Annotated in this window: 26 protein-coding genes; 15 read left to right on the top strand and 11 right to left on the bottom strand. The window is 69.4% G+C overall.

What is annotated here, in order from left to right:
* Window positions 1–5: 5 nt before the first annotated feature.
* Complete coding sequence (locus tag ACUDCK_RS18860; RefSeq protein ID WP_054502940.1) at window positions 6–1,028, bottom strand: TRAP transporter substrate-binding protein; 1,023 nt, start codon at window positions 1,026–1,028, stop codon at window positions 6–8.
* Window positions 1,029–1,139: 111 nt separating this feature from the next.
* Here ACUDCK_RS18860 and ACUDCK_RS18855 point away from each other — a divergent pair, with 111 nt between their 5' ends.
* The 4 genes from ACUDCK_RS18855 (at window position 1,140) to ACUDCK_RS18840 (ending at window position 5,748) form a co-directional block, all read left to right on the top strand.
* Window positions 1,140–2,201 (top strand): LacI family DNA-binding transcriptional regulator, encoded by a 1,062-nt coding sequence (locus ACUDCK_RS18855; RefSeq protein WP_116791824.1) that lies wholly within the window; start codon window positions 1,140–1,142, stop codon window positions 2,199–2,201.
* A gap of 78 nt (window positions 2,202–2,279) precedes the next feature.
* Window positions 2,280–2,501: a helix-turn-helix domain-containing protein gene (locus ACUDCK_RS18850; RefSeq protein WP_240317288.1), complete on the top strand. Its 222-nt coding sequence runs from the start codon at window positions 2,280–2,282 to the stop codon at window positions 2,499–2,501.
* 136 nt (window positions 2,502–2,637) lie between these two features.
* Entirely contained in the window at window positions 2,638–3,228 is a 591-nt protein-coding gene (locus ACUDCK_RS18845) for a hypothetical protein (RefSeq protein ID WP_064527191.1), read from the top strand.
* Window positions 3,229–3,363: 135 nt separating this feature from the next.
* Window positions 3,364–5,748 (top strand): catalase, encoded by a 2,385-nt coding sequence (locus tag ACUDCK_RS18840; protein WP_175166682.1) that lies wholly within the window; start codon window positions 3,364–3,366, stop codon window positions 5,746–5,748.
* Here the strand turns inward: ACUDCK_RS18840 and ACUDCK_RS18835 are convergent.
* Genes ACUDCK_RS18835 through ACUDCK_RS18825 form a run of 3 tightly spaced genes read right to left on the bottom strand, consistent with a single transcriptional unit; the run spans window position 5,687 to window position 8,045 of the window.
* Entirely contained in the window at window positions 5,687–6,439 is a 753-nt protein-coding gene (locus tag ACUDCK_RS18835) for a glycosyltransferase (RefSeq protein ID WP_175166683.1), read from the bottom strand. The genes ACUDCK_RS18840 and ACUDCK_RS18835 overlap by 62 nt on opposite strands.
* On the bottom strand, window positions 6,436–7,041 hold the full coding sequence (locus tag ACUDCK_RS18830; protein WP_144654786.1) for a class I SAM-dependent methyltransferase: 606 nt from the start codon (window positions 7,039–7,041) through the stop codon (window positions 6,436–6,438). Before ACUDCK_RS18830 ends, ACUDCK_RS18835 begins: the two co-directional genes overlap by 4 nt.
* Complete coding sequence (locus ACUDCK_RS18825) at window positions 7,029–8,045, bottom strand: acyl-CoA dehydrogenase (protein ID WP_244976817.1); 1,017 nt, start codon at window positions 8,043–8,045, stop codon at window positions 7,029–7,031. The genes ACUDCK_RS18830 and ACUDCK_RS18825 overlap by 13 nt, the downstream gene beginning before the upstream one ends.
* Window positions 8,046–8,300: 255 nt before the next feature.
* On the opposite strand from ACUDCK_RS18825, the gene ACUDCK_RS18820 reads away from it, so the two are divergent.
* The 7 genes from ACUDCK_RS18820 (at window position 8,301) to ACUDCK_RS18790 (ending at window position 12,942) form a co-directional block, all read left to right on the top strand.
* Window positions 8,301–8,780: a hypothetical protein gene (locus tag ACUDCK_RS18820; RefSeq protein WP_116791821.1), complete on the top strand. Its 480-nt coding sequence runs from the start codon at window positions 8,301–8,303 to the stop codon at window positions 8,778–8,780.
* A gap of 117 nt (window positions 8,781–8,897) precedes the next feature.
* Window positions 8,898–9,188: a hypothetical protein gene (locus ACUDCK_RS18815; RefSeq protein ID WP_054502933.1), complete on the top strand. Its 291-nt coding sequence runs from the start codon at window positions 8,898–8,900 to the stop codon at window positions 9,186–9,188.
* 276 nt (window positions 9,189–9,464) lie between these two features.
* Window positions 9,465–10,427, top strand: a complete 963-nt coding sequence (locus tag ACUDCK_RS18810; RefSeq protein ID WP_175166685.1) for a Bug family tripartite tricarboxylate transporter substrate binding protein — start codon at window positions 9,465–9,467, stop codon at window positions 10,425–10,427.
* A 2-nt stretch (window positions 10,428–10,429) separates the two neighbouring features.
* Window positions 10,430–11,065 (top strand): glutathione S-transferase family protein, encoded by a 636-nt coding sequence (locus ACUDCK_RS18805; protein WP_175166686.1) that lies wholly within the window; start codon window positions 10,430–10,432, stop codon window positions 11,063–11,065.
* Between the two features lie 13 nt (window positions 11,066–11,078).
* Window positions 11,079–11,861 (top strand): aldolase, encoded by a 783-nt coding sequence (locus tag ACUDCK_RS18800; RefSeq protein ID WP_054502931.1) that lies wholly within the window; start codon window positions 11,079–11,081, stop codon window positions 11,859–11,861.
* 144 nt (window positions 11,862–12,005) lie between these two features.
* Complete coding sequence (locus ACUDCK_RS18795) at window positions 12,006–12,560, top strand: helix-turn-helix domain-containing protein (RefSeq protein ID WP_054417394.1); 555 nt, start codon at window positions 12,006–12,008, stop codon at window positions 12,558–12,560.
* Between the two features lie 16 nt (window positions 12,561–12,576).
* Window positions 12,577–12,942 (top strand): cupin domain-containing protein, encoded by a 366-nt coding sequence (locus ACUDCK_RS18790; protein WP_175166687.1) that lies wholly within the window; start codon window positions 12,577–12,579, stop codon window positions 12,940–12,942.
* 87 nt (window positions 12,943–13,029) lie between these two features.
* On the opposite strand, the gene ACUDCK_RS18785 is transcribed toward ACUDCK_RS18790, so the two are convergent.
* The gene (locus tag ACUDCK_RS18785) at window positions 13,030–13,425 is read right to left on the bottom strand and encodes a hypothetical protein (protein WP_175166688.1); all 396 of its coding nucleotides are present in this window, start codon (window positions 13,423–13,425) and stop codon (window positions 13,030–13,032) included.
* 226 nt (window positions 13,426–13,651) lie between these two features.
* On the opposite strand from ACUDCK_RS18785, the gene ACUDCK_RS18780 reads away from it, so the two are divergent.
* From ACUDCK_RS18780 to pdxK, 4 genes are all read left to right on the top strand, one after another.
* Window positions 13,652–14,347 (top strand): secretin and TonB N-terminal domain-containing protein, encoded by a 696-nt coding sequence (locus ACUDCK_RS18780; protein ID WP_175166689.1) that lies wholly within the window; start codon window positions 13,652–13,654, stop codon window positions 14,345–14,347.
* A gap of 11 nt (window positions 14,348–14,358) precedes the next feature.
* Window positions 14,359–14,568, top strand: coding sequence for a hypothetical protein (locus ACUDCK_RS18775; protein ID WP_175166542.1), 210 nt, complete (start codon window positions 14,359–14,361; stop codon window positions 14,566–14,568).
* Window positions 14,559–14,738 carry a hypothetical protein gene (locus tag ACUDCK_RS18770; RefSeq protein ID WP_240317286.1) on the top strand — a complete coding sequence of 60 codons (180 nt, stop codon included), beginning with the start codon at window positions 14,559–14,561 and terminating at the stop codon, window positions 14,736–14,738. The genes ACUDCK_RS18775 and ACUDCK_RS18770 overlap by 10 nt, the downstream gene beginning before the upstream one ends.
* Before the next feature lie 103 nt (window positions 14,739–14,841).
* Window positions 14,842–15,705 (top strand): pyridoxine/pyridoxal/pyridoxamine kinase, encoded by an 864-nt coding sequence (pdxK, locus tag ACUDCK_RS18765; protein ID WP_175166690.1) that lies wholly within the window; start codon window positions 14,842–14,844, stop codon window positions 15,703–15,705.
* Window positions 15,706–15,738: 33 nt separating this feature from the next.
* Here the strand turns inward: pdxK and cynS are convergent, their stop codons facing one another.
* The 6 genes from cynS to ACUDCK_RS18735 form a co-directional block, all read right to left on the bottom strand.
* Window positions 15,739–16,182, bottom strand: a complete 444-nt coding sequence (gene cynS, locus ACUDCK_RS18760; protein WP_045953619.1) for a cyanase — start codon at window positions 16,180–16,182, stop codon at window positions 15,739–15,741.
* 9 nt (window positions 16,183–16,191) lie between these two features.
* Window positions 16,192–16,986 (bottom strand): ABC transporter ATP-binding protein, encoded by a 795-nt coding sequence (locus ACUDCK_RS18755; protein WP_445659249.1) that lies wholly within the window; start codon window positions 16,984–16,986, stop codon window positions 16,192–16,194.
* A gap of 5 nt (window positions 16,987–16,991) precedes the next feature.
* Window positions 16,992–17,834: a nitrate ABC transporter permease gene (ntrB, locus tag ACUDCK_RS18750; RefSeq protein ID WP_059271662.1), complete on the bottom strand. Its 843-nt coding sequence runs from the start codon at window positions 17,832–17,834 to the stop codon at window positions 16,992–16,994.
* Window positions 17,834–19,219 carry a CmpA/NrtA family ABC transporter substrate-binding protein gene (locus ACUDCK_RS18745; protein ID WP_063570270.1) on the bottom strand — a complete coding sequence of 462 codons (1,386 nt, stop codon included), beginning with the start codon at window positions 19,217–19,219 and terminating at the stop codon, window positions 17,834–17,836. Before ACUDCK_RS18745 ends, ntrB begins: the two co-directional genes overlap by 1 nt.
* Window positions 19,220–19,351: 132 nt before the next feature.
* A complete protein-coding gene (locus tag ACUDCK_RS18740; RefSeq protein WP_064527905.1) occupies window positions 19,352–19,990 on the bottom strand; it encodes a response regulator in 639 nt (212 codons plus the stop codon).
* A gap of 12 nt (window positions 19,991–20,002) precedes the next feature.
* Window positions 20,003–21,145, bottom strand: coding sequence for a sensor histidine kinase (locus ACUDCK_RS18735; protein WP_148318290.1), 1,143 nt, complete (start codon window positions 21,143–21,145; stop codon window positions 20,003–20,005).
* Window positions 21,146–21,281 lie beyond the last annotated feature (136 nt).

The raw sequence follows: 21,281 nt of genomic DNA, 5'->3' as shown, positions 1-21,281 counted from the left end.
CGGCCTCAGGCGAGCTTGCCGACGGCCTGCTCCAGCAGGCCCCAGGCCTCCTGGCCGAAGCGCTGCCGCCATTCGCTGTAGAAACCGGCCTTGCGCAACTGGTCGCGGAAGCTGTCGGCGGCGGGCTGGTTGAACGTCAGGCCCTTGGCTTCCAGGTCGGCCTGCACCGAGGCGTTGAGTTTCTTGATGTCCTCGCGCTGCGCCAGCCCGGCCTCGTTGATGCCGCGCGCCACCACTGTCTTCAGGTCCTGCGGCAGGCCCTCCCACATGCGGCCGTTGGCGATGAACCAGTAGCCGTCCCAGATGTGGTTGGTCAGCGAGCAGTACTTCTGCACCTCGTACAGCTTGGCCACCTGGATGATGGGCAGCGGGTTTTCCTGCGCGTCCACCACCTTGGTCTGCAGCGAGGAATAGACCTCGCTGAACTGCAGGCTGGCCGGCGCCGCGCCCAGGCCCTTGAACATCGAGATGGGCAGCGGGCTGACCGGCACGCGGATCTTCAGGCCGTCCATGTCGGCGGCGCGGGTCACCGGCGCCTTGCTGCTGGTGGTCTGGCGAAAGCCGTTGTCCCACATCTTCTCGAAGGCATACAGGCGGCGCTGCGCGATGGCGGCGCGTACGTGGGCGCCGAGCGCGCCATCCATGGCGCCCCAGACCTGGCCATAGTCCTTGAAGGCGAAGCCGACGGCGTTGATGGCGGCCACCGGCACCAGCGTGGCGATCACCAGCGCGGAGGGCGTGAAGAAGTCGATGCCGCCCGACCGCACCTGGGCCAGCATGTCGGTGTCGCCGCCAAGCTGGTTGTTGGGGAAGATCTTGATGTCGACGCGGCCGTTGCTTTCCTTGAGGATGCGGTCGGCGGCTTCCTGGGCGCGGATGTTCAGCGGGTGCGAGACGGGCAGGTTGTTGCCGTACTTGAGGGAATAGTCGGCGGCCCGGGCGATCAACGGGAACCCGCCGCCCAGGGCGGCCGCGGCGGGAAGGGCGCACAGGCGGCGCAAGGCACTGCGGCGGGTGAGCAGCTTCATGGTTGTCTCCAGAATCTTGGTTATGATGTTTTTTGAGGTGCCGCAGAAGTCCATCGCGCTGAGGCATGACGGACAATAGTGAACCGGCGCCCGCATCGTCAAACCCCAACAATGATGGTTTTTGATGTGAACAAGCCCACTCGCGAACGCAAGCTGGCGACCCTGGCCGAGGTCGCGGCGCTGGCCGGCGTGTCCACCGCCACGGCCGACCGCGTGCTGAACCGGCGCCCCGGCGTGCGCAACAGCACCGCGCAGCGCGTGCTCAAGGCCGCCGCCGAGCTCGACTACCTGCCCGAGGCGGACCTGTTCGCCGCGATGGCGCCCGAGCCCATGCGGCTGGTGATCCTGCTGCCGCGCGGCAGCAACCGCTTCCTGCGCATGCTGGGCGACAGCGTGAGCTACGCGCACGAGCACTTCGCGCCGCTCAACGCGCGCTGCCAGGTGGATTACGTCGAGAGTTTCAACCCCGAGGCCCTGGCGCAGGCGCTGCTGCATCACGGCAGGCGCGCCGACGGCATCGCCTTCATGGCGCTGGAGCATCCGGTGGTGCGCGAGGCCGTCAACGCGCTGGCCGAACAGGGCGTGCCCACGGTGACGCTGATCTCCGATCTGGCCAACAGCGCGCGCGTGGCCTATGTGGGCCTGGACAATCGCGCCGCCGGCCGCACCGCCGGCTACCTGCTCGCGCGCTTCATCGGCCCGCGCGCCGCGCACGTGGCGCTGATCGCCGGCTCGCGCCACTACCGCGCCCACGAGGAGCGCGAGGGCGGCTTCCTGCAGCTCTACGCCGAGCAGTTCCAGGCCATGCAGGTGGTGGACTTGCGCGAAGGCTACGACGACGCCCAGCGCAACTACGAGCAGACGCGCCAGTTGCTGGAGCAATACCCGCAGCTTGCCGGCATCTACAACATCGGCGGCGCTTCCGACGGCGTGGCGCGGGCGCTCAAGGAGGCCGGGCTGCAGCACCGGGTGGTGTTCATCGGCCACGGCCTGACGCCGGACACGCGCGCGCTGCTGATCGACGGCACCATGGACGCCGTCATCACGCAGAGCCCGGTGGAGGCGCTGATGAGCTGTGTGCGCATCTTCTGCAACGTGCGTGACAAGCGCAGCCCCATGAGCGGGGTGGAGATGAACCGCAGCCAGGTGATTCTGCGCGAGAACCTGCCTTGACGGGCAAGGGCCCGGGCGAGGGCCGGCGCTGCCAGCGGCGCGCGGTCGGCGCGGGTCATGCTTCGGGCCGAGACCGGCATGAGCTTCGGTCGCTTCGGTCGCTGGCGCCAGCGTATCCAGGTCGCATTGTCGATCCTGCGCCTGGCGCAAGGCGCTAGCGTCCAGGCCGTCGCCCTCGAACTGGGCTACGAAAGCGCGGGCAGCTTCGTGACGATGTTCAGGAAGGTCATCGGCACCTCGCCGGCGCGCTTCATGGCCGAGCGACTGGTGCGTGACATCGACGGCGGTTGCTTCTTGTGAGGCCTGTTGCCCTTTGTCATGGGGCATTCTGTTGACTGCCATCGCGCGATTGGTCAACACTGCCCTGGCTTCGCGGCGGCCTGGTACCGGCGCGCCGAAGACCTGTTCGCCCGCTTCCCCAGGAGGTTCTCCCGCCATGCACGCACACCCGATCCGTCACGCCGTCGCCGCGGCCTTGCTGTTGCTGGCGATGCACGCGCAGGCCCAGGAGGGGCTTCCCGCGCCCGTCAACGGCATCACCTTCGAGGAATGGGCCGCGGGCAATGCCCGCCTGGCCAACAATCAGCCCCTGGACGGCGTGCTGAAGATACTGAAGGTGAACGAAGGCCAGTGGAAACAGGCCGACGCCGCCTTCATCGAGGAACTGAAGCGGCGCGATCCGGGCTCGCCCACGTTCATGCGTTACGGCGAAGTGTTTGCCAACCCGGCCGTGGGACGTTTCGCCAACGCCGGCGAACAACCCAGGGTGGAGGGCAAGCTGGCCACCTATGACGATTACGCGCGCCTGCAGGCGGACATGAGCGCGGGCGTGCAGGCGGGCAAGGATCCGCAGGCCATCCTGAAGGAATACGGCTTGAACACCTATCAATACTCACAGGAAAGCGGCAAGTGGGTACGGATGATGGCCACGGTCAATGATCCCGCCGAACTGGAGCGCCTGGCCGCGATCCGGGAAAAGTACCAGCGTGAAGCGCGGGCCAGGTATGGATTGCCCGCGGCCGAATGAGATAGCGCGCCGCAGTGGGACAGGGCGGGGCCGAGAGGCTTGCGGCACCCGGAGCAGGCATGGCGCTTGCTGAATCTCCCGATCGGATCATCGTCGGCCCACACCGATGCCATCGACACGTACAGGGAGATATCCATGCCAGCCAGGAAACCAAGCAAGGCCAGGAAGCCGGGAGCCGTCGACACGGCTTTCAACAATACGGACAGCGGCCCCGCCGAAGCGCCCGCCGAGGGCGTCGGCTCCGCGGCGATGCAGCGGGCGGCCGCGGTGGCGGCGACTTCCCGGGCGCTGCCCCATCATCCCGACAAAGAGAAAGAATACGGGGACGCGGGCGCCCGCTGCCCGTACCGCGGCGTCGCCGTGGCGACGGCCGATGCGTCGGCGAGCGCCAGCTCGTTGTCCGAGAGCCAGTACACCGACAAGACGGGCGAGCCGCCCGAGGCCGGCGCCAACGCGGTCGACGGCGGTCTTGCGCGGGTGCGCGTGGATGCGCAGGGACAGGCGCTGACGACGAACCAGGGCGTCGCCGTGAGCGACAACCAGCATTCGCTGAAAGCGGGCCTGCGCGGCCCCGCGTTGCTCAAGGATTTCATCCTGCGTGAAAAAATTACCCACTTCGATCATGAACGCATTCCGGAACGCATCGTGCATGCGCGGGGATCCGCAGCGCACGGCTACTTCGAATGCTACGAATCGCTGGCCGGCCTGACGCGGGCCTCGCTGTTCGCGACGAAGGGCAAGCGCACGCCCGTGTTCGTGCGCTTTTCCACCGTGGCCGGCGAGCGCGGATCGAAGGACACGGCGCGCGACGTGCGCGGCTTCGCGGTCAAGTTCTACACCGACGAAGGCAACTGGGATCTGGTTGGCAACAACATGCCCGTCTTCTTCATCCAGGATGCCATGAAGTTCCCGGACCTGGTGCACGCGGTCAAGCCCGAGCCGCATCACGGCATGCCGCAGGCGGCATCGGCGCACGATACGTTCTGGGACTTCGTGTCGCTGATGCCGGAGTCGACCCATATGCTGATGTGGCTGATGTCGGACCGGGCGATTCCGCGCAGCTATCGCATGATGCAGGGGTTTGGCGTGCACACTTTCCGCTTCGTCAACGACCAGGGCGACGCCAAGCTGGTGAAATTCCATTGGAATCCGGTGGCGGGCACGCATTCGCAGGTCTGGGACGAAGCCGTGAAAGTGTCGGGCGCGGACCCCGATTTCCACCGCCGCGACCTGTGGGAGGCCATCGACGCCGGCCACGGCCCCGCGTGGGAGCTGGGCGTGCAGGTCTTCACCGAGGAAGAGGCCGAGCGCTTCAGCTTCGATGTGCTGGATGCCACCAAGATCGTGCCCGAGGAGCTGGTGCCCGTGCGCCCCATCGGCCGCATGGTGCTGGACCGCAATCCGGACAACTTCTTCGCCGAGACCGAGCAGGTGGCGTTCTGCGCGGCGCACGTGGTGCCGGGCATCGATTTCACCAACGACCCGTTGCTGGCCGGACGCATCCACTCCTATGTGGATACGCAGATCTCGCGGCTGGGCGGACCCAACTTCCACGAGATCCCGATCAATGCGCCGCTGGCGCCGGTCTACAACAACCAGCGCGACGGCATGCATCGGCAGGCGGTGCATCGCGGCCGGGTAGCCTACGAACCCAATTCGCTGGGCGGCGGCTGTCCGTTCCAGGCCGGCATGGAGGGCTACGTGTCCTTCCCCGAGCCGGTGGCGGGCGACGAGTTGCGCGGCCACCCCGAGCGCTTCGCGGAACACTACAACCAGGCGACCCTGTTCTACGACAGCCAGGCGGACTGGGAGCGGCGCCATCTGGCCGATGCCTTCGCCTTCGAGCTGAGCAAGGTCACGGTTGCCGCCATCCGCCAACGCATGGTCGCCTCGCTGCGCAACGTCTCGGATCAACTGGCGCGGATCGTGGCCGACAAGCTGGGCATGGCGCTGCCCGACCCCATGCCCCGCGCCCTGCGCCAGGCCCCGCCCCCAGAAGTGGCGCAGTCACCCTCCCTGTCGCTGACGGCGCGTCCGGGCCAGGCCGGCGTTGTCACGCGCAAGGTCGCCATCCTGGTGGCGCAAGGGGTGGACGGCGCCGCCGTGTCGGTGGTGGCGCAGGCCCTGATACAGGCCGGCGTGGTGGTGCGCCTGGTGGGGCAGCGTATCGGTCCCGTTGAGACGGCCGATGGCGCCCGGCTGGACGCGGATGCCTCGCTGGACAACCAGCCGTCAGTCCTGTTCGACGGCACCGTGGTGCCGACGGGTGGGGATGCGCTGGCGCGTTGGCGCCAGGACGGGCGGGCGCTGGAATTCATCCGCGACAGCTACCGCCACGGCAAGACGCTGCTGGCGCTGGGCGAGGGCGGCGGCTTGCTGGAGACGGCGGGCCTGGACCTGGCGGCCGGGGACGAAGGCCTCGTCATCGGCGACGCGCCGGAGTCCGCCGTCGCGGCATTCATCGAATCCCTGGCGCGGCACCGCCATCCGGAGCGCGAGACCAGTCCTCCGCGCATCTGACCGGGGAGGCCGGAGGCGGGGCCGCGCCGGCCCCCCTGGCCCCCGCACGCAAGGCCGTCGCAAAGCCGCCTTCCACGCGCGAGTAGGGGCGGGCGCTGGTGGTGACGCGCGGCAGCGCGGTCCACGCGATGGAGCAGCCCGCCTGCGCCATCCTGTCCACCAGCGTCTGGTCCTCGCTGCAGGCCAGCGGCGCAAAGCCGCCGATGCGGCGATAGGCCTGCGCCGCGATGCCCAGGTTGGCGCCATGTACGTGGCGATGCCCATCGCGGTCCTCGTAATGGGCGGCAAAGTCGCTTCTGGCGGCATCGGCGTGAACGCCGTGCGCCGCCCAGCCGGCCACGCCTACCGTGCCGCACACCACCTCGGCGCCCAGGGACAGTTGGTCCACCAGCCAGCGGGGCGACACGACGGTGTCGGCATCGGTGTGCGACAACCAGCGCGCGCCCGCGTCCAGCAGTAGTTGCGAGCCGGCCGCGCGGGCGGCGCCGACATTGCGGGCCTGGATCGCGAGGCAGTGGACCGGCCAGGCGGCGGCGAGCCGCGCCGTGGCGTCGCGGCAATGGTCCAGCACCACCACGATCCGGACCGGCTCGGCCAGCAGCAGAGGGTGGCGCGCCGCCCGCGTGACCGCACGCAGGCACGCCGCGATGTGGTGTTCCTCGTCGTGGGCGGGGATGCAGACGCCGATCATCGGCCGTCTTCCTTGCGGGCGATATCCATGCTCCAGGCATCGAGCTGGAACTCGGGTTCCTGGTGCGTGAACAGCGGCCTGGCGCCGGGCAGCGCGCCCAGGCTGGCATGCAGGGCGTCCGTCTGCTGCCGCCGGTCGTCGAACCCGCCGCGCCAGTGGCAGGCGATCAGTTCCGCGCCCGGCCGCAGGCTGGCCCGGGTGCGGGCCAGAAAGCGAGCCAGCGCGGCGTCCTCCAGGTAGTAGGCCATCTCCGAGATCACCATCAGATCGAAGCCGCCGGGCGGGATGCGCGGCCACGCCCCGGGCAGGCGCAGGGCGACCGCCTGCACGCCGTCGGCATGATTCGCCAGCATATGCTCGCGGCAGCGGCGTACGGCGGTCTTGGCCACGTCGACGGCCGTGACCCGCCGGCAGCGCCCGGCCAGCGCCAGTGTCATGTCGCCGTTGCCGCAGCCGACTTCCAAGGCATGCTCGTAGCGGGGCCGTCCCAGGCTGGCCAGCAGCAGTGCGCGCTTGCGGCGCTCGTACCAGGCGACGCGCACGTTCCAGGGGTCGTCGAAGGAGCGATACAGCGTTTCGAAATGGCGGGCTAGAGCGTCCACGTCGACTCCTGCGCGGCAAGCACCTGGGCGCCGTGGGAGGCCTGGTCGCGTTCCGCGTGGCTCTGGCGAATGTAGAGCGGCAGATCGGCCATCACCTGCGCCAGCGCCGGATCCTTGCATAGCGGGCCGGCGCCGAGCGCGCGGGCTGCGCGGCCCACGATATCCTCGGCCGCCGTCTCGACCGCAAGCCGGGCGCGCGCCGTGGCCAGCGCGCAGCCGTCGCGCGGATTCGCGTCGATGGCGGCGGCCGCCGCATGCAGGGCCCCGCGCGCCTGGGACAGCGCCACATCGGCGGCGCCGAGATGCGCCAGGCGGAAGGGATCGGCACGGCCGTCCGAGGCGCCGGCTCGCAGGCGCCGGAAGATGCGGGTCAGGCCCCCGTACCAGCAGGCGGCGACGCCCGCGCCGCCATGCAGGAAACCCGGCCGGTTCACGTACGCGCCCGGCGCGCCGAGCGCGGTTCCCAGCGCGTCCTGGAAGGAAACATCGAGCGTCGCGCTATCGCGCATCGCCGGCGCAAGCCAAGTGTCAGGCAGGCAGGTCACGCCGGGCTGCGCCAAGGCGACCGTCGCCAGCCACGGCGCGCCGACGGGAGTCCACCCACTGACCACGGCGTGGCTCGCGCCGGCCGCGCCGGAACACCAGGTCTTGATGCCATTGAGCACCACCCGCCCGGCGGCGTCCGGGGTCAATACCAGCCGCTGCCGCGCGGATTCCGCGCACCACACGCCCCAGATGCTCCCTGGCGGCGCAGGCGCGGGGGCGGCGAGCTCCGCCAGGATCGCCAGCGCATCGGTGTGGCCCTCGAAGCGCTTGGCCAGGGACAGGTCCACCGCGGCCACGGCGGCCAGCGCCCGCCAGCGCGTCAGCGTCTCCCCGCTGCCGGGCAAGGGCAGGCCGTCACAGCCCGCATCCACCAATCTGCGTATGATGGCTTCGGAGCCGTGCGCGGCATTGGATTCGGCCAGCACGGCGTGCAGGCGATCGAGGCTGAACGAGGGCAAGGGTGCACTGCGGGACATGGGGCGGTTCGCGAGGACGGGATTGCTTGTTCAGCAAATGGCATGCCCGGGGCGCCGGCGCGGCGCGCCGCACCGCACGCGAGGTGACTGGGGGCCTGGCGCGTCTTTCATCGCCGTGGCCAAACTTTATCTCCTTGCCCAGGGATTGCGTGACAGCAATAATGTTCGCCATAACTGACCGATAGCGTGACACGGGGCCAGCAGACGCGCCTTGGATAACCGATCGAGGAAACCGACATGACATCGCTGCCACAACGCTTCCTGGATCATCTTGCCGCTCGCGGCTGGACGGTGCGGCGGACGACGCCCGACCCGACCGCCGCGACCGCGCCGGGCGACGCGCACGGTTATGGCGCATTCCTGGCGACCTTCATCGAATTGCACAACGCGACCCAGACACGCTGGTTCCTGAGCGCGGCCGACCATGACTGCACGGCGGACAGCGCTTTTCCTTGGCACGCCCTGCGCGATATCAGCCTGGAGGCGGCGCTGGACGATGGCGGCCGGCAGGCGGTCCTGGACTTCTGGAGTCAGCACACGCCGATCTACATGAGCGTTGCCGGCGACTACGAATTCCTGGCGATAGAACGCGACTCGGGCCGCATCGTGCACGGCATCGAGCCGGAATTCGAGGACACGCGCGAAGTCGCCCCGAGCATCGCGGCCCTGTTCGAAGACATGATCGCGGGGCGCGCCATGGCGGCGCTACTGGCGTAACGGCGTACGCGGCGATCCCGCCGCGGCGTTCCTTGAACCGCTGTTTCGGGAGGCATCGTGGCCGCTAACGCGGAGCAACGTAAAATGTCAGGTCTCTAGCCTCAATATGCCTGCCTTATGAACCTTGACCGACTGCGCCGCGAATTTCCCGACTTCGACATTACAACCTTGCCGCCGCTGCCCGAAGGGTACGTCGATGCGTCGAGCTACATCGATGCCGCGCCGTCATTCGAGAACCGGGAACGCGGCCTGAAAGTGTATGTCGACTACGCCAACTACGCCGACCGCGAATCCGGCCGGAGCCAGCGCTTCTGTGTTTCGCGCTACGACGAGGAAGAGGGCGACTTCGACGATGTCGCCCTGTCGACCAACGATTGGGCCGAAGTCGTGCGCTTCCTGACCGCCTGAATGCCCACGCTGGCTGAATCGCCCGGCGTGTGATGGCCGCGCGTCTTGTCCGCCCCGAGGACAAGGAAGAGATGACCATGGTGCGCCTATCCAATGAACCCGCCGCTTTGCTGGCGGGTTTCGCTTTTTTGCGGGCTTGAGCGAAGGATCAGGCCGCGAACGTTACTCCCGCCCCTCAGGGATTCCCCCAATCACATTTCCCTTGCGGAAAATCAATGCTCGATAGGACACTTTGTGTCATAGCCGCAATCAAGCGGCGGACACAAGGGGAATTCTATGAAGCGCATCATCATGGCCGCCGCCCTGGCGCTGGCCGCGGGGGCGGGCAGCGGCGCGCAGGCCGCGTTTCCGGATCATCCGATCCGGCTGGTGGTGCCGTTCGGCGCCGGCGGCATCACCGATATCGTGGCGCGCCAGGTCGGCAAGGGCATGGGCGATGCGCTCGGCCAGAGCGTGGTGGTGGAGAACCGTCCCGGCGCGGGCGGCGTGATCGCGGCGCAGGTGGCGGCCACGGCGCCGGCCGACGGCTACACGATCTTCATGGGCACGGTGGGCACGCAGGTGGTGAACCCGCTGATCTACGCCAAGCTCAGTTATGACCCCGACAAGTTCGCGCCGGTCGGGCTGGTGTCCGGCTCGCCCTATCTGCTGGCGGTGCGCGGCGACCTGCCGGCGGCGAACTTCGCGGATTTCGTGACGTATGCCAAGGCGCATCCGGCCAAGCTGAATTTCGGTTCGGCGGGCACGGCCAGTTCGCCGCACCTGGGGCTGGAGCTGCTGAAGCTGACGGCGGGCGTGGACATCGTGCACGTGCCGTTCAAGAGCGGCAGCGAGGCGGTCAACGCGGCCATCGGCGGCCAGGTGGATGTGGTGATGGACGCCAGTCCGGTGATCATGCCGCATGTGGCCTCGGGCAAGCTGCGCGCGCTGGCGGTAGCGGCGGACCAGCGCCTGCCGTCGGCGCCGCAAGTGCCGGCCGCGGGCGAGGCCGGCGACGCGGGGCTGCAGATCAGTTCGTGGAATGCGTTCTTCGCGCCGGCCGGCACGCCGCCGGCGGTGCTGGAAAAGCTCAATGCGGCGCTGCGCCAGACGCTGGCCTCGCCCGAACTGAAGACGCGGCTGGCGGCGCAGGGCACGCAGCTCCATACCGGCGCGCCGGACGAATACCAGCGCTTCATCGCGGCCGAAAAGAAGAAGTGGGCCGAGATCGTCAAGCGCGCCGACATCAGGATGGATTGAGCATGACGACGCATCCCCTGGCGGGACAGCCGCTGGAACTGGCCGACACGCTGCGTTCGGGCAATGCCTGGAAGATCCGGCTGGCCTGCGGCTACATGGGGCTGGCGCTGACGCGCCGCACCTTCGACATCGTGCAGGGCGACCTGGAGACCGAGGCCTTCGGCCGCATCAATCCGTGGCGCCAGGTGCCGGCGCTGCGCACGCCCGAAGGCGTGTGGCTGGCGGAGTCTCAGGCGATCCTGTGGTATCTGGGCCGGGGCACGCCGTGGCTGCCCGAGGGGCGGCTGGCGCAGGCGCAGGTGGCCAGTTGGCTGAGCTTCGAGCAGACCCAGCACATGCACGCCTTCGCGCAGCCGCGCCTGCTGATCCACCTGCGCGGCACGGCGCGGGTGGATGACCCGGCGATGGTCGAGTGGCGCCGCATCGGCATGCGCGCGGCGGCGTGGATGGAGGCGCATCTGGCGGGCCGCGCCTTCCTGGTGGGCGAGGCGCCGACCATTGCCGACATCGCGCTCTATCCCTACACCAGCATGGCGGAGCAGGGCGGCTACGACCTGTCCGCCCTTACCCACATCAACGCCTGGCTGGCGCGCATGCGCGCCCTGCCGGGCTTTACGCCGTTGTTGGAAACGGCATAGCGAGGAGTCAAAGATGGCCGATACGATGCACTTGGGCAAGGATGAACTGATCGCGCGGGCCAAGGCCGAGATGCAGCGCCAGTTCGACACGCCCGACTGGACGCTGCGCGAGCGCCTGGCGCTGACCTGCCGCATCCTGTTCGACGGCGGGCACGATTCGGGCCTGGCCGGCCAGATCACGGCGCGCGCGCCGGAACCGAACCGCTACTACACGCAGCGGCTGGGCCTGGGGTTCGACGAGATCACGGCCGGCAACCTGCTGCTGGTGGACGAGGACCTGCGGGTGCAGGAGGGCGGCGGCATGCCCAATCCGGCCAACCGTTTCCATTCCTGGATCTACCGGGCGCGGCCGGACGTCAACTGCATCATCCATACGCACCCGCTGCACGCGGCTTCGCTGTCGATGCTGGAGGTGCCACTGGAGGTCTCGCACATGGACAACTGTCCGCTGTATGGCGACGTGGCTTTCCTGAAGGACTGGCCGGGCGTGCCGGTGGGCAACGAGGAAGGCGAGATCATCTCGGCGGCGCTGGGCGACAAGCGCGCCATCCTGCTGTCGCACCACGGCATGCTGGTGGCCGCGGGCACGGTGGAAGAGGCCTGCGTGCTGGCGCTGCAGTTCGAGCGCGCCGCCCGCATGCAGTTGCTGGCGATGGCGGCCGGCACGATCCAGCCGATTCCGCCGGCGCTGGGACGCGAGGCGCACGACTGGATCCTGACGCCCAAGCGCTCGCAGGTGGGCTTTTCGTATTACGCGCGGCGAGCGCTGCGCCAGCACCCGGACGTGCTGGGCTAGCGTCTGCCGGGGCCGCCGAGGGCGGCCGGGCTGGCGGCGCGGGCCCGCCGCATGGGCGCGGCCAAGGGCGTGTCGGGCGGGCCGGCTCGACGCAACGGCGGCTTTCGGGCATTCTTATCGGTCGTGTCCGCCATTTTCCCGCCCATGATCGACCTGCCTCACCGCCTGCGCGCGCTGCGCCGCCAGCAATCCCTGTCCCTGGAACAACTGGGCGAGCGCACGGGCCTGACCAAAAGCTATCTGTCCAAGCTGGAACGCGGCCTGAGCGAGCCGTCGATCTCCACTGTGCTGCGCCTGGCCGAAGCCTATGGCGTGGGCGTGTCGCAACTGGTGGGCGGCGACGGCGCGGCGCAGGACGAGGTCGTCAGCCTGGTGCGCGTGGCCGATCGCGAAGCGCTGCAACGTCGCGACCTGGGCAACGAATACCACTACGAGTCGCTGGCCGGGCGCCGCAAGGTCAAGGCCATGGAACCCTTCATCGTGCACCCGCCGCGTGAATTTCCCGACGCCGCCGCGGTCTTTCCGCATCCGGGCGAGGAATTCCTGCTGGTGCTCAAGGGCGCCATCGAGGTCCAGGTGGGCGAACGCGCGTTCCGCCTGGACGCCGGCGATTCCCTCTATTTCGATTCCGAACTGCCGCATCGCATGCGCACGGTCAGCCGCGGCGCGGCCGAGGTGCTGGTGGTGGCGGCGCATTGATTCCAAGGAAAATGCAGTGAAGCATGATCAATCGCGGCTGGTCCGCATCGATGCCGGCTCCATGAAGAACCCGGTGCCGGGCAAGCCCAAGCGTCCCATTTCGGGTGACGCGGCGTTCCGCACCGTGACCGCCTTCGAAGGCAATGGCGGCCGCGCCGAGGCCGGCGTCTGGGAAAGCACCGCCGGCAGTTTCCAGTCCAACACCACCGGCTACATCGAGTTCGGCTACATCGTCGAAGGCGCGGCGCGCCTGGTCGATCCGGACGGCACCGTGCACGAACTGACCGTGGGCGAGGCCTTCGTGATGCCGGAGGGCTATACCGGCCGCTGGGAAGTGGACCAGTTCGTCAAGAAGATCTATTTCATCAGCCGCACCGCCTGAGACCGGCGCGACGCTCGCCCGCCACGGTTCGAACAGGGCCGGGGCATGAACGATTGACGGCAGCCCGCGCGACGGCGCGCGTCCCCGTTACGGCGTCGGCCGCTGCGGGTAGGCCGAGGTGCCGAAGGTGTTGCCCATGCGGTTGCCGATGGTGGCGGGCGTAGGCAGGCCCACCTGGTTGGGCGGCCGTTGCGTGATGGCTTCCGAGCCGAGCGCGGGCGGCGGCTTGGGCGCGGCGTCGGACGCCATCTTCTGGTTCAGGCAGTCATACGACAGGGCGCGGTAGCCGTTGACCTCGGTGTCGATGCAGGCGCCGGCCGGGGCGGAGCTGCCGGTGGGCGATGGCGGCGCGACGGGCGTGGCCCGGGGCGTAGGCGGTGTCTGGACCGTAGGCGGAGTCTGGGCGCCCGCGGGCAGGGGCGCCATTGCCAGCGCCGCCAGCAGCAGGCTGGCGCGGCGCGAAACGAGGCAGGGGATGCGCATGCGGGTTCCTTGGCATAAAGGCCGGGCGGCGCGCGGCCGCCACCGATGAATCCAGTATAGGGACGCGCCGCTCCGCGTGGGTGACGGGTTTGTTGCGCTGGCGGGCGCGCGGCGGGGCGCGTGTCACGTCTGTTTCACACGGCGCCGCTACCATGCCGCTTCCGCCCTGCGTCCGGCCCGTCGCCGGCACGCAGTCGCCACGCCATCTAAGAGACATCGGGGTGTTATGACAGTCACGCAGGCGCCTGGGACCGCTTGGGCGTTCGCCTGCTGGTTCGCCTTTGGCCTGTCGGTGCTGCCGCCGGCAGCGCTGGCGCAGCAGCGCGTGGCGGATGGCGCGCCGATCGCGTTCGACATTGCCGCGCAGCCGCTGGATGCCGCCCTGGCCGCCTATACCCAGGCGACCGGCATGGCGGTGCTGGTGACCAGCCGCCTGACGGCCGGCCGCCAAGGCAACGCGGTGCGCGGCCGGCTGGCGCCGCGCGAGGCGCTGGGCCTGTTGCTGGCGGGCACCGGACTGCAGGCCCGCTATAGCAGCGCGTCGGCGTTTACGCTGGTGGAGGCGCCCGCGAGCGCGCCCGCGCCGCGCGCGTCGGCCACGACGCCGTCGGCCGCGCTGACGCGCTATGCCGGCATATTGCAGAACACCGTGACGCGCGCACTGTGCCAGTGGACCGGCGCGCGGTTCGGCCGCTATCGGGCGTCGCTGCAACTGTGGATCGGCCGCAATGGCGTGGTGCGCCAGGCGCGGGTGCTGTCGGGCACCGGCGACGCGCGCCGCGACGCGGCGCTGGCCGGCGTGTTGTCGGGATTGATCATGGACACGCCGCCGCCGGCCGACCTGCCGCAGCCCGTGACCATCGTGCTGGCGCCACGCCCGGATCCGGATGCCGATTGCCGCCTGGCCGGCGCGGCGGGCTGACGCGCATGTCCATGACCGGCGACGCCCTGCGCAACCTGTTCCTGTCCAAGTACCAGGAATTCCGCAAGCGCCTGCGCATCCGGCTGGGGTCGGAAGACCTGGCCAACGACGCCATGCAGGAAGCCTGGCTGCGGGTCGACAGCCTGGCCGAGAGAGCGATCTGCAGGCCTCGCGCGCCTTCGGCAACGCCTGGCTGGCGCGGGGCGATACCTTGCTGTTGAAGGTGCCCTCGGCGGCCGGCGGCTGCCAATACCTGCTGAATGCCGACCACCCCCTGCTGGCGCAATGCCAGATCGTGTCGTCGCTCGCTTATCCGTTCGCGCCTCATCTGGCGGGCATCGAGGGCGCCGTGCTGGATGGAGCGGGCTGGCTGGCCTGTGCGCACGACTGACGCGGAGGGCGGCGGCCCTGCCGGCGGCGGGGCCTGCCGCCCGGGACGGCCCCGGCTGGGCATAGAATATGCCGCATCCGTCCCTATTCGCAGGAGCCCGCGTATGACCGCCATTCCCGCTGCCGCCACGCCCGGCGCAGCGCTGCCCGCCGTGACCGCGCGGGTCGACGTCGTTTCCATCCAATCGCAGGTGGTCTATGGCTGCGTCGGCAACAATGCCGCCATGCCCGTGTTCCGCCAGGCCGGGCTGCGCGCCATCGCGCTGCCCACCGTCATCCTGAGCAATACCCCGCACTATCCGACGCTGCACGGCGGCGCGGTGCCGCTGGACTGGTTCGAGGGCCTGCTGCGCGGATTGGACGAGCGCGGCGTGACCGCGGTGGCGCGCGCCGTGGTCTGCGGCTACCTGGGCCAGCCTGGCCAGGCCGACCTGCTGGCGGACTGGCTGCGCGGGCTGCGGGCGACGCGGCCCGAGGTGCGGGTGCATATCGACCCGGTCATGGGCGACCGCAACGACGGCCTGTACGTGGATGCCGGGCTGGTGGCGCAATACCGCCGCAGGCTGGTGCCGCATGCCCACGGCATGACGCCCAACCATTTCGAGCTGGAGCAGATGGTGGGCCGGCCGCTGGCCTCGATCGACGAAGTGGCGGCGGCCGCGCGCGAACTGATCGCCGAGGGGCCGGAATGGATCGTGGTCACCAGCGCCGCGCCGCAGACGGCGGCGCCCGGCACCCTGCGGCTGGCGGTGGTGACGGCCGCCGAGTGCGTGGTGCTGGGCCACCCCGAGATCGCCATCCCGCCCTCGGTGCATGGCACCGGCGACGTGTTCATGGCGGCCATCACCGCGCGGCTGCTGGCCGGTGATTCCCTGGAAAACGCGGCGCGCGACGCGGCCGCCGCCGTGACCGGAGCGCTGGCGCGCACCCGCGATCTCGGCTGGGAAGAACTGGCGGTGGAAGGTTGACGCGGGCGGGCCGCCGCGCCCGCCGTGTCCTGCTCAATACGTCTTGTAGGGCAGGAACTTGCCGCTCATCACGATCTGCACGCGGTCGCCCTTGGGATCGGCCTCGCGCGTGAGGTCCATCTTGAAGTCGATGGCGCTCATGATGCCGTCGCCGAACTCTTCGTTGATGAGCGCCTTGAACGTGGTGCCGTAGACGTTGATCAGCTCATAGAAGCGGTAGATCAGCGGGTCGGTGGGCACCGTGGTGGGCAGCGAGCCCTTGTAGGGCACCACCTGTAGCTGCACCACCGCGTCGGCGGGCAGGTCCAGCAGGCGGGCGGCGGCCTGGGCCTGTTGCTCGGTCAGGGTCATCTGGCCCAGCAGCGCCGCGGTGGTCCATTCCTTGCTCTGGCCGACGGCCTCGGCGATGGCGGCCCAGGACAGCTTCTTTTCCAGGCGGCGGGTGACGATCAGTTCGGTGACTTCGGCGCGGGACATCATGGGGGTTCACTCCTTGTGGGAAGCCTTGTCGACTAGGAAGTCGACGAGATGGTTGCGGATTTCGTAGTAGCGCGGCTCGTGGTGCAGGCCGGCGCGGGTGCGGCCGCGCGGCAGGTCCACCTCGACCGACTCGGCGATGCGGGCATGGGGGCCCGCGCTCATCAGCAGGATGCGGTCCGACAGCAGGATGGCCTCGTCCACGTCGTGCGTGATCATGAAGACGGTCTGGCGGGTTTCCTGCACGATGGCGCGCAGTTCGTCCTGGATGGTGCCGCGCGTCAGCGCGTCGAGCGCGCCGAAGGGCTCGTCCAGCAGCAGCATGCGCGGCTGGATGGCGAAGGCGCGGGCGATGCCGACGCGCTGCTTCATGCCGCCCGACAGCTCGCACGGCTTCTTGTCGGCGGCGCGGGCCAGGCCGACCATGTCCAGGTAGCGCAGGCTGTGCTCGCGCACCTGGGCGCGGGAATAGGCCGGCCAGCGCGAGCGCACGCCGAATTCGACGTTCTGCAGCGCGCTCAGCCAGGGCAGCAGGGCGTGCGCCTGGAACACCACGCCGCGCGCCAGCGACGGGCCGGCGATCTCGCGGCCGTCCATGATGACGACGCCTTCGCTAGCCTCGTCGATGCCGGCCAGGATGTTCAGGATGGTGGTCTTGCCGCAGCCCGAATGGCCGATCACGCAGACGAACTGGCCTTGTTCGATGCCGAAGGCGATGTTCTCGAACACCGGGGCCGCTGGCTGGCCGTTGCGCCCCGGATAGCGCTTGGCCAGCGCCTGCACTTGCAGAAAGGGTTGGCTCATGGCGTTCACTCCCGGTAGCTGACCAGCCGCGCGGCGCGCGCCAGCACGGTGTCCAGCAGCATGCCGACCAACCCTATGAAGAGGATGGCGCAGATGATGTTGGCGATGGACAGGTTGTTCCACTCGTTCCACACGAAGTAGCCGATGCCGGTGCCGCCGATCAGCATCTCGGCCGCCACGATCACCAGCCAGGCGATGCCGACCGAGATGCGCATGCCGGTCATGATGGTGGGCGCGGCCGCCGGCAGAATCACCAGCAGGGCGGTGCGCAGCCGCGACACTTCCAGCGTGCGCGCCACGTTCAGCCAGTCCTGCCGCACGGCGCCCACGCCGAACGCCGTGTTCACCAGCATCGGCCAGAGCGAGCAGATGAAGATCACGAAGATGGCGGAGGTGTCGGCGTCCTTGATGGTGTAGAGCGCCAGCGGCATCCAGGCCAGCGGCGAGATCGGCTTGAGCACCTGGATGAACGGGTCGAAGGCGCGGTAGACGGTCCTGGACATGCCGATCAGGAAGCCCAGCGGGATCGCCACCAGCGCCGCCAGCAGGAAGCCGGTCAGCACCCGCGCCACCGAATACGCCAGCTGCACGCCGATGCCCTTGTCGTTCGGGCCGCGGTCGTAGAACGGATCGCGCAGGTGCTGCCACAGCCGGGCGCCGACCTCGGCCGGGCCGGGAAAGGGCGTCTGCGAACCGCCGGCCGCCGCGTTGCCGACCAGCGCCGCATAGGCCGGATCGACCGTCGCCGCGCTCGCGGCGGGGCGGGTGGCGACGTGCCACAGCAGCAGGAACAGCAGAAACAGGATGACGGACAGGAAGGTCGCCCGCCAGGGTTGCACGGCCCGCATCAGCTCCTCCGGATCTTGAAGCTGGCCAGGTAGGCCTCGGGCTGGGCGGGGTCGAAGGGCTTGCCCATCACGCTGAAGGTCTTGGCGGTGTCGGCGGGCGGGGGCAGGCCGGCCTCGCGCATCAGGCGCACCGCGTCGGTCGCCAGGAACACCTCGTTGGCGATCTTCTGGTAGTCCACATCGCCCTTGACCTGGCCCCAGCGCTTCATCTGCGTCAGGATCCACACCGCGAACGAGCCCCACGGCATCGGGTCGAAGTCGATGCGGTTCGGATCTTTCAGGACGTTGCCCAGGCCGTCGGCGTAGGTGCCGGTCAGCACCTGTTCCACCACCGTGACCGGCTGGTTCAGGTAGTTGGGCGTGGCGATGGCGGTGGCGATCTCCTTGCGGTGCGCCGGATCGCGGGCGTAGGCGGTGGCCTCGATGATGGCCTTGAGCAGGGCCTGGTAGGTATTGGGCTGGGAGGTGACGAATTCGCGGCTGGCCGAGAACGCGCAGCACGGATGGCCATCCCAGATGGCCTTGGACAAGGTGTGGATGAAACCCACGCCGTCATAGACCGCGCGCTGGTTGACCGGATCCGGCGCCAGGAAGCCGTCGATGTTGTCGGCGCGCAGGTTGGCCACCATTTCGGGCGGCGGCACCGAACGGATCTGCACGTCGGTATCCGGATCCAGGCCATGTTCGGCCAGGTAGTAGCGCAACAGGTAGTTGTGCATGGAATAGTCGAACGGCACCGCGAACTTGAAGCCCTTCCAGTCTTTCGGATCGCGCCGGTCCTTGTGCTTCATCGACAGGGTGATGGCCTGGCCATTGATGTTCTCCACGGCGGGCATGGTCCACGGCACGGCGCGGCTGGCGCCCACGCCCAGCGTGATGGCCAGCGGCATGGGCGACAGCATGTGGGCGGCGTCGTACTCGCCGGACATGGCCTTGTCGCGGATCAGCGCCCAGCCGGCGGTCTTGACCACTTCCACGTCCAGTCCCTGCTTGCCGTAGAACCCCATCGGGTGCGCCATGATGATGGGCGTGGCGCAGGTGATGGGGATGAAGCCGACCTTCAGCTTCTGCTTCTCCAGCGGGCCGGCGGATTGGGCAAAGGCCTCCTTGGCGGCCGCCAGCGGGAACAGCGCGGCGACGGCGGCCATGGCCGTGCCCCCGCCGACCGCGCGCAGGAAGCGGCGGCGCAGGGCGTCCTGCGGGAACAGGGCGCGCATGACGGCGCCTTCCACGGCGCGGTCAAAGGCGGCGTCGCCGGACGCCGCGCCAGCGCGGGCGTCCTGGCCGTCCGCCGCCGCGCGCGCGTGCTCGGCCTGGGAGGCATGGCGGCCGCAGGCGCAGGCCAGGCGGCTGGCGGGATCGAACGGATTGCTGAACAGGGACATGGAGGCCTCCAGGGTTCGGAATGCCTCCATCTTGGGGCGCGCCGCCGGCGCCCGGTATCGCCGGTTCGACGATATCCATGTAGGGGGCGCACTACACGGTGCGCGGCCGCGCCGGGCCGGTGCGCGCCGCGCTCAGCGCGCACCCAGGTGGTGCGCGCGGGCGTAATCCACCAGCTCGACCAGCGTGCGCACGCCCAGCTTCTCGAAGATGCGGGCGCGGTAGGTGGAAATGGTGTTCACCGACAGCGCCAGTTGCTCGCCGATGGCCGACACCGATTTGCCGGCCGCCAGCAGTTGCAGCACCTGGAATTCGCGGTTGGACAGCAGCTCGTGCGGCGGCCGGGTGCTGTCCTGGCGCACGGTGTGCGCCAGCAGTTCGGCAACGGTCGGCGTGACGTACATCCGGCCGGCGGCGGCGTTGACCAGCGCCGCCAGCAGCTCGTCCGGATCGCAGCCTTTGTTCAGATAGGCATGGGCGCCGGCGCGCAGGGCCCGCACCGCGAACTGCGATTCCGGATAGACCGACAGCATCACCACGCCCAGCGCCGGATGGTCCGCGCGCACCGTCTTGAGCACGTCCAGGCCGTCGCGCTCGCCCAGCGCCACGTCCAGCACCATCGCGTCGAAGAGCTCCTGGCGCAGCGCGCGCAGGGCGGCGGGGGCGTCGGCGGCCTCCCGCACCAGGCCCACGCGCGGGTCTTCCTGCAGGATGCGGGCCAGGCCGCGGCGGATGATGAGGTGGTCGTCGACGATCAGCAGGTTCAGAGGCATGGCGTCGTCTCCTCAGGCCGCTTGCGGGTTCAGCCGCAGGCGGGCGCACAGGCCGGCGCCGGGCGCGCTGTCCAGCTCCAGGTCGCCGCCGATGGCGCGGGCCCGTTCGCGCATGCCCAGGATGCCGAAGGTCTGGCGCGTCTCGGGCAACCGCATGCCCACGCCGTCGTCTTCCACTTCCAGCAGCAGGCCATCCTCGCCCCAGACCGCGCTGACGCTGACGCTGCGGGCCCGCGCGTGGCGCTGCACATTCGTCAGCAGTTCCTGCACGATGCGGTAGACGGCGATTTCCGCCTCGGGCGCCAGGCGGCGGCTTTCGGTGTCGGGCGGGCACAGGTAGCGGCAGCGCAGCCCGCTGCGCGCCTGCAGGTCCTGCAGCAGCGTTTCCAGCGCCGCCCACAGGCCCAGGTGGTCCAGCACCACCGGCCGCAGGTCGTTGAGGATGCGGCGGGTGGCGTCCATGGCCGTCTGCGTCACCTCCAGCATGCGGTCCAGGTGGGCCTGCAGGGGCGGCTCGCCCGCCAGTTGCCGGCGCAGCCAGTTCAGGTCCAGTTGCAGCGCGGTGAACGAGGCGCCCAGGTCGTCGTGGATATTGCGGGCGATGTGGGCGCGTTCCTGCTCGCGCAGCGTGCTCAGGTGCGAGGCGAGCCGCCGCAGCGATTCATGGGCGGCGCTGAGTTCGGCGGTGCGCACCTGCACCCGCGCTTCCAGTTGCGCCCGGGTGGCTTGCAGCTCGCGCTCGATGCGCTTGCGCGCGCTGATGTCCGAAAACGTCACCACCGCGCCCACGACTTCCTGGTCGTTGCGGATCGGGTACGAGGCATACTGCGCGTCGAAGCAGGAGCCGTCGCGGCGCCACAGCACCTCGTCGTCGACCCGTTCGCCGCGGCCGTCGCGAAAGGCCTTGAAGATGCGGCAGTCGTGCACCGGCATCAGGCTGCGGTCGGCGTGGGAATGATGGATCAGGTAATGCATGTTGCGGCCCACCACCTCGTCGGGGGTGTAGCCCAGCATGGCGGCGCCGGCGCCGTTGATGAAGATGCAGCGGCCGCGCAGGTCGATGCCGTAGATGCCCTCGCCGGCCGATTCCAGCAACATTTCCAACTGGCGGCGCCAGGCCGCGTGGTGCGACAGATGTTTCAGATCCGCGAACATAGCCTTTCGACGGGCCTGGCCGGCCCGATTCCCCTGGTTCGGGCGATTTCCGCCCTGTTTTTCCTTTCCGGGCAGTGTACGGCAGGCCGGCGCGGTTATCGCATTTATCAAACACACCGTTCCACCAGGCCGAACA

The organism is Achromobacter sp. CF-sbj1-Ac2-l, from assembly GCF_052698165.1.
The sequence above is the reverse complement of the archived record's forward strand: the minus strand, read 5'-3'. Positions and strand labels throughout refer to the sequence as shown.

Bases quoted from the DNA above. Each gene is read 5' to 3' on its own strand.
- ACUDCK_RS18860 (WP_054502940.1), bottom strand. From the start codon at position 1,028: ATGAAGCTGCTCACCCGCCGCAGTGCCTTGCGCCGCCTGTGCGCCCTT.
- ACUDCK_RS18855 (WP_116791824.1), top strand. From the start codon at position 1,140: ATGATGGTTTTTGATGTGAACAAGCCCACTCGCGAACGCAAGCTGGCG.
- ACUDCK_RS18850 (WP_240317288.1), top strand. From the start codon at position 2,280: ATGAGCTTCGGTCGCTTCGGTCGCTGGCGCCAGCGTATCCAGGTCGCA.
- ACUDCK_RS18845 (WP_064527191.1), top strand. From the start codon at position 2,638: ATGCACGCACACCCGATCCGTCACGCCGTCGCCGCGGCCTTGCTGTTG.
- ACUDCK_RS18840 (WP_175166682.1), top strand. From the start codon at position 3,364: ATGCCAGCCAGGAAACCAAGCAAGGCCAGGAAGCCGGGAGCCGTCGAC.
- ACUDCK_RS18835 (WP_175166683.1), bottom strand. From the start codon at position 6,439: ATGATCGGCGTCTGCATCCCCGCCCACGACGAGGAACACCACATCGCG.
- ACUDCK_RS18820 (WP_116791821.1), top strand. From the start codon at position 8,301: ATGACATCGCTGCCACAACGCTTCCTGGATCATCTTGCCGCTCGCGGC.
- ACUDCK_RS18815 (WP_054502933.1), top strand. From the start codon at position 8,898: ATGAACCTTGACCGACTGCGCCGCGAATTTCCCGACTTCGACATTACA.
- ACUDCK_RS18810 (WP_175166685.1), top strand. From the start codon at position 9,465: ATGAAGCGCATCATCATGGCCGCCGCCCTGGCGCTGGCCGCGGGGGCG.
- ACUDCK_RS18805 (WP_175166686.1), top strand. From the start codon at position 10,430: ATGACGACGCATCCCCTGGCGGGACAGCCGCTGGAACTGGCCGACACG.
- ACUDCK_RS18800 (WP_054502931.1), top strand. From the start codon at position 11,079: ATGGCCGATACGATGCACTTGGGCAAGGATGAACTGATCGCGCGGGCC.
- ACUDCK_RS18795 (WP_054417394.1), top strand. From the start codon at position 12,006: ATGATCGACCTGCCTCACCGCCTGCGCGCGCTGCGCCGCCAGCAATCC.
- ACUDCK_RS18785 (WP_175166688.1), bottom strand. From the start codon at position 13,425: ATGCGCATCCCCTGCCTCGTTTCGCGCCGCGCCAGCCTGCTGCTGGCG.
- ACUDCK_RS18780 (WP_175166689.1), top strand. From the start codon at position 13,652: ATGACAGTCACGCAGGCGCCTGGGACCGCTTGGGCGTTCGCCTGCTGG.
- ACUDCK_RS18775 (WP_175166542.1), top strand. From the start codon at position 14,359: ATGACCGGCGACGCCCTGCGCAACCTGTTCCTGTCCAAGTACCAGGAA.
- pdxK (WP_175166690.1), top strand. From the start codon at position 14,842: ATGACCGCCATTCCCGCTGCCGCCACGCCCGGCGCAGCGCTGCCCGCC.
- cynS (WP_045953619.1), bottom strand. From the start codon at position 16,182: ATGTCCCGCGCCGAAGTCACCGAACTGATCGTCACCCGCCGCCTGGAA.
- ACUDCK_RS18755 (WP_445659249.1), bottom strand. From the start codon at position 16,986: ATGAGCCAACCCTTTCTGCAAGTGCAGGCGCTGGCCAAGCGCTATCCG.
- ntrB (WP_059271662.1), bottom strand. From the start codon at position 17,834: ATGCGGGCCGTGCAACCCTGGCGGGCGACCTTCCTGTCCGTCATCCTG.
- ACUDCK_RS18745 (WP_063570270.1), bottom strand. From the start codon at position 19,219: ATGTCCCTGTTCAGCAATCCGTTCGATCCCGCCAGCCGCCTGGCCTGC.
- ACUDCK_RS18740 (WP_064527905.1), bottom strand. From the start codon at position 19,990: ATGCCTCTGAACCTGCTGATCGTCGACGACCACCTCATCATCCGCCGC.
- ACUDCK_RS18735 (WP_148318290.1), bottom strand. From the start codon at position 21,145: ATGTTCGCGGATCTGAAACATCTGTCGCACCACGCGGCCTGGCGCCGC.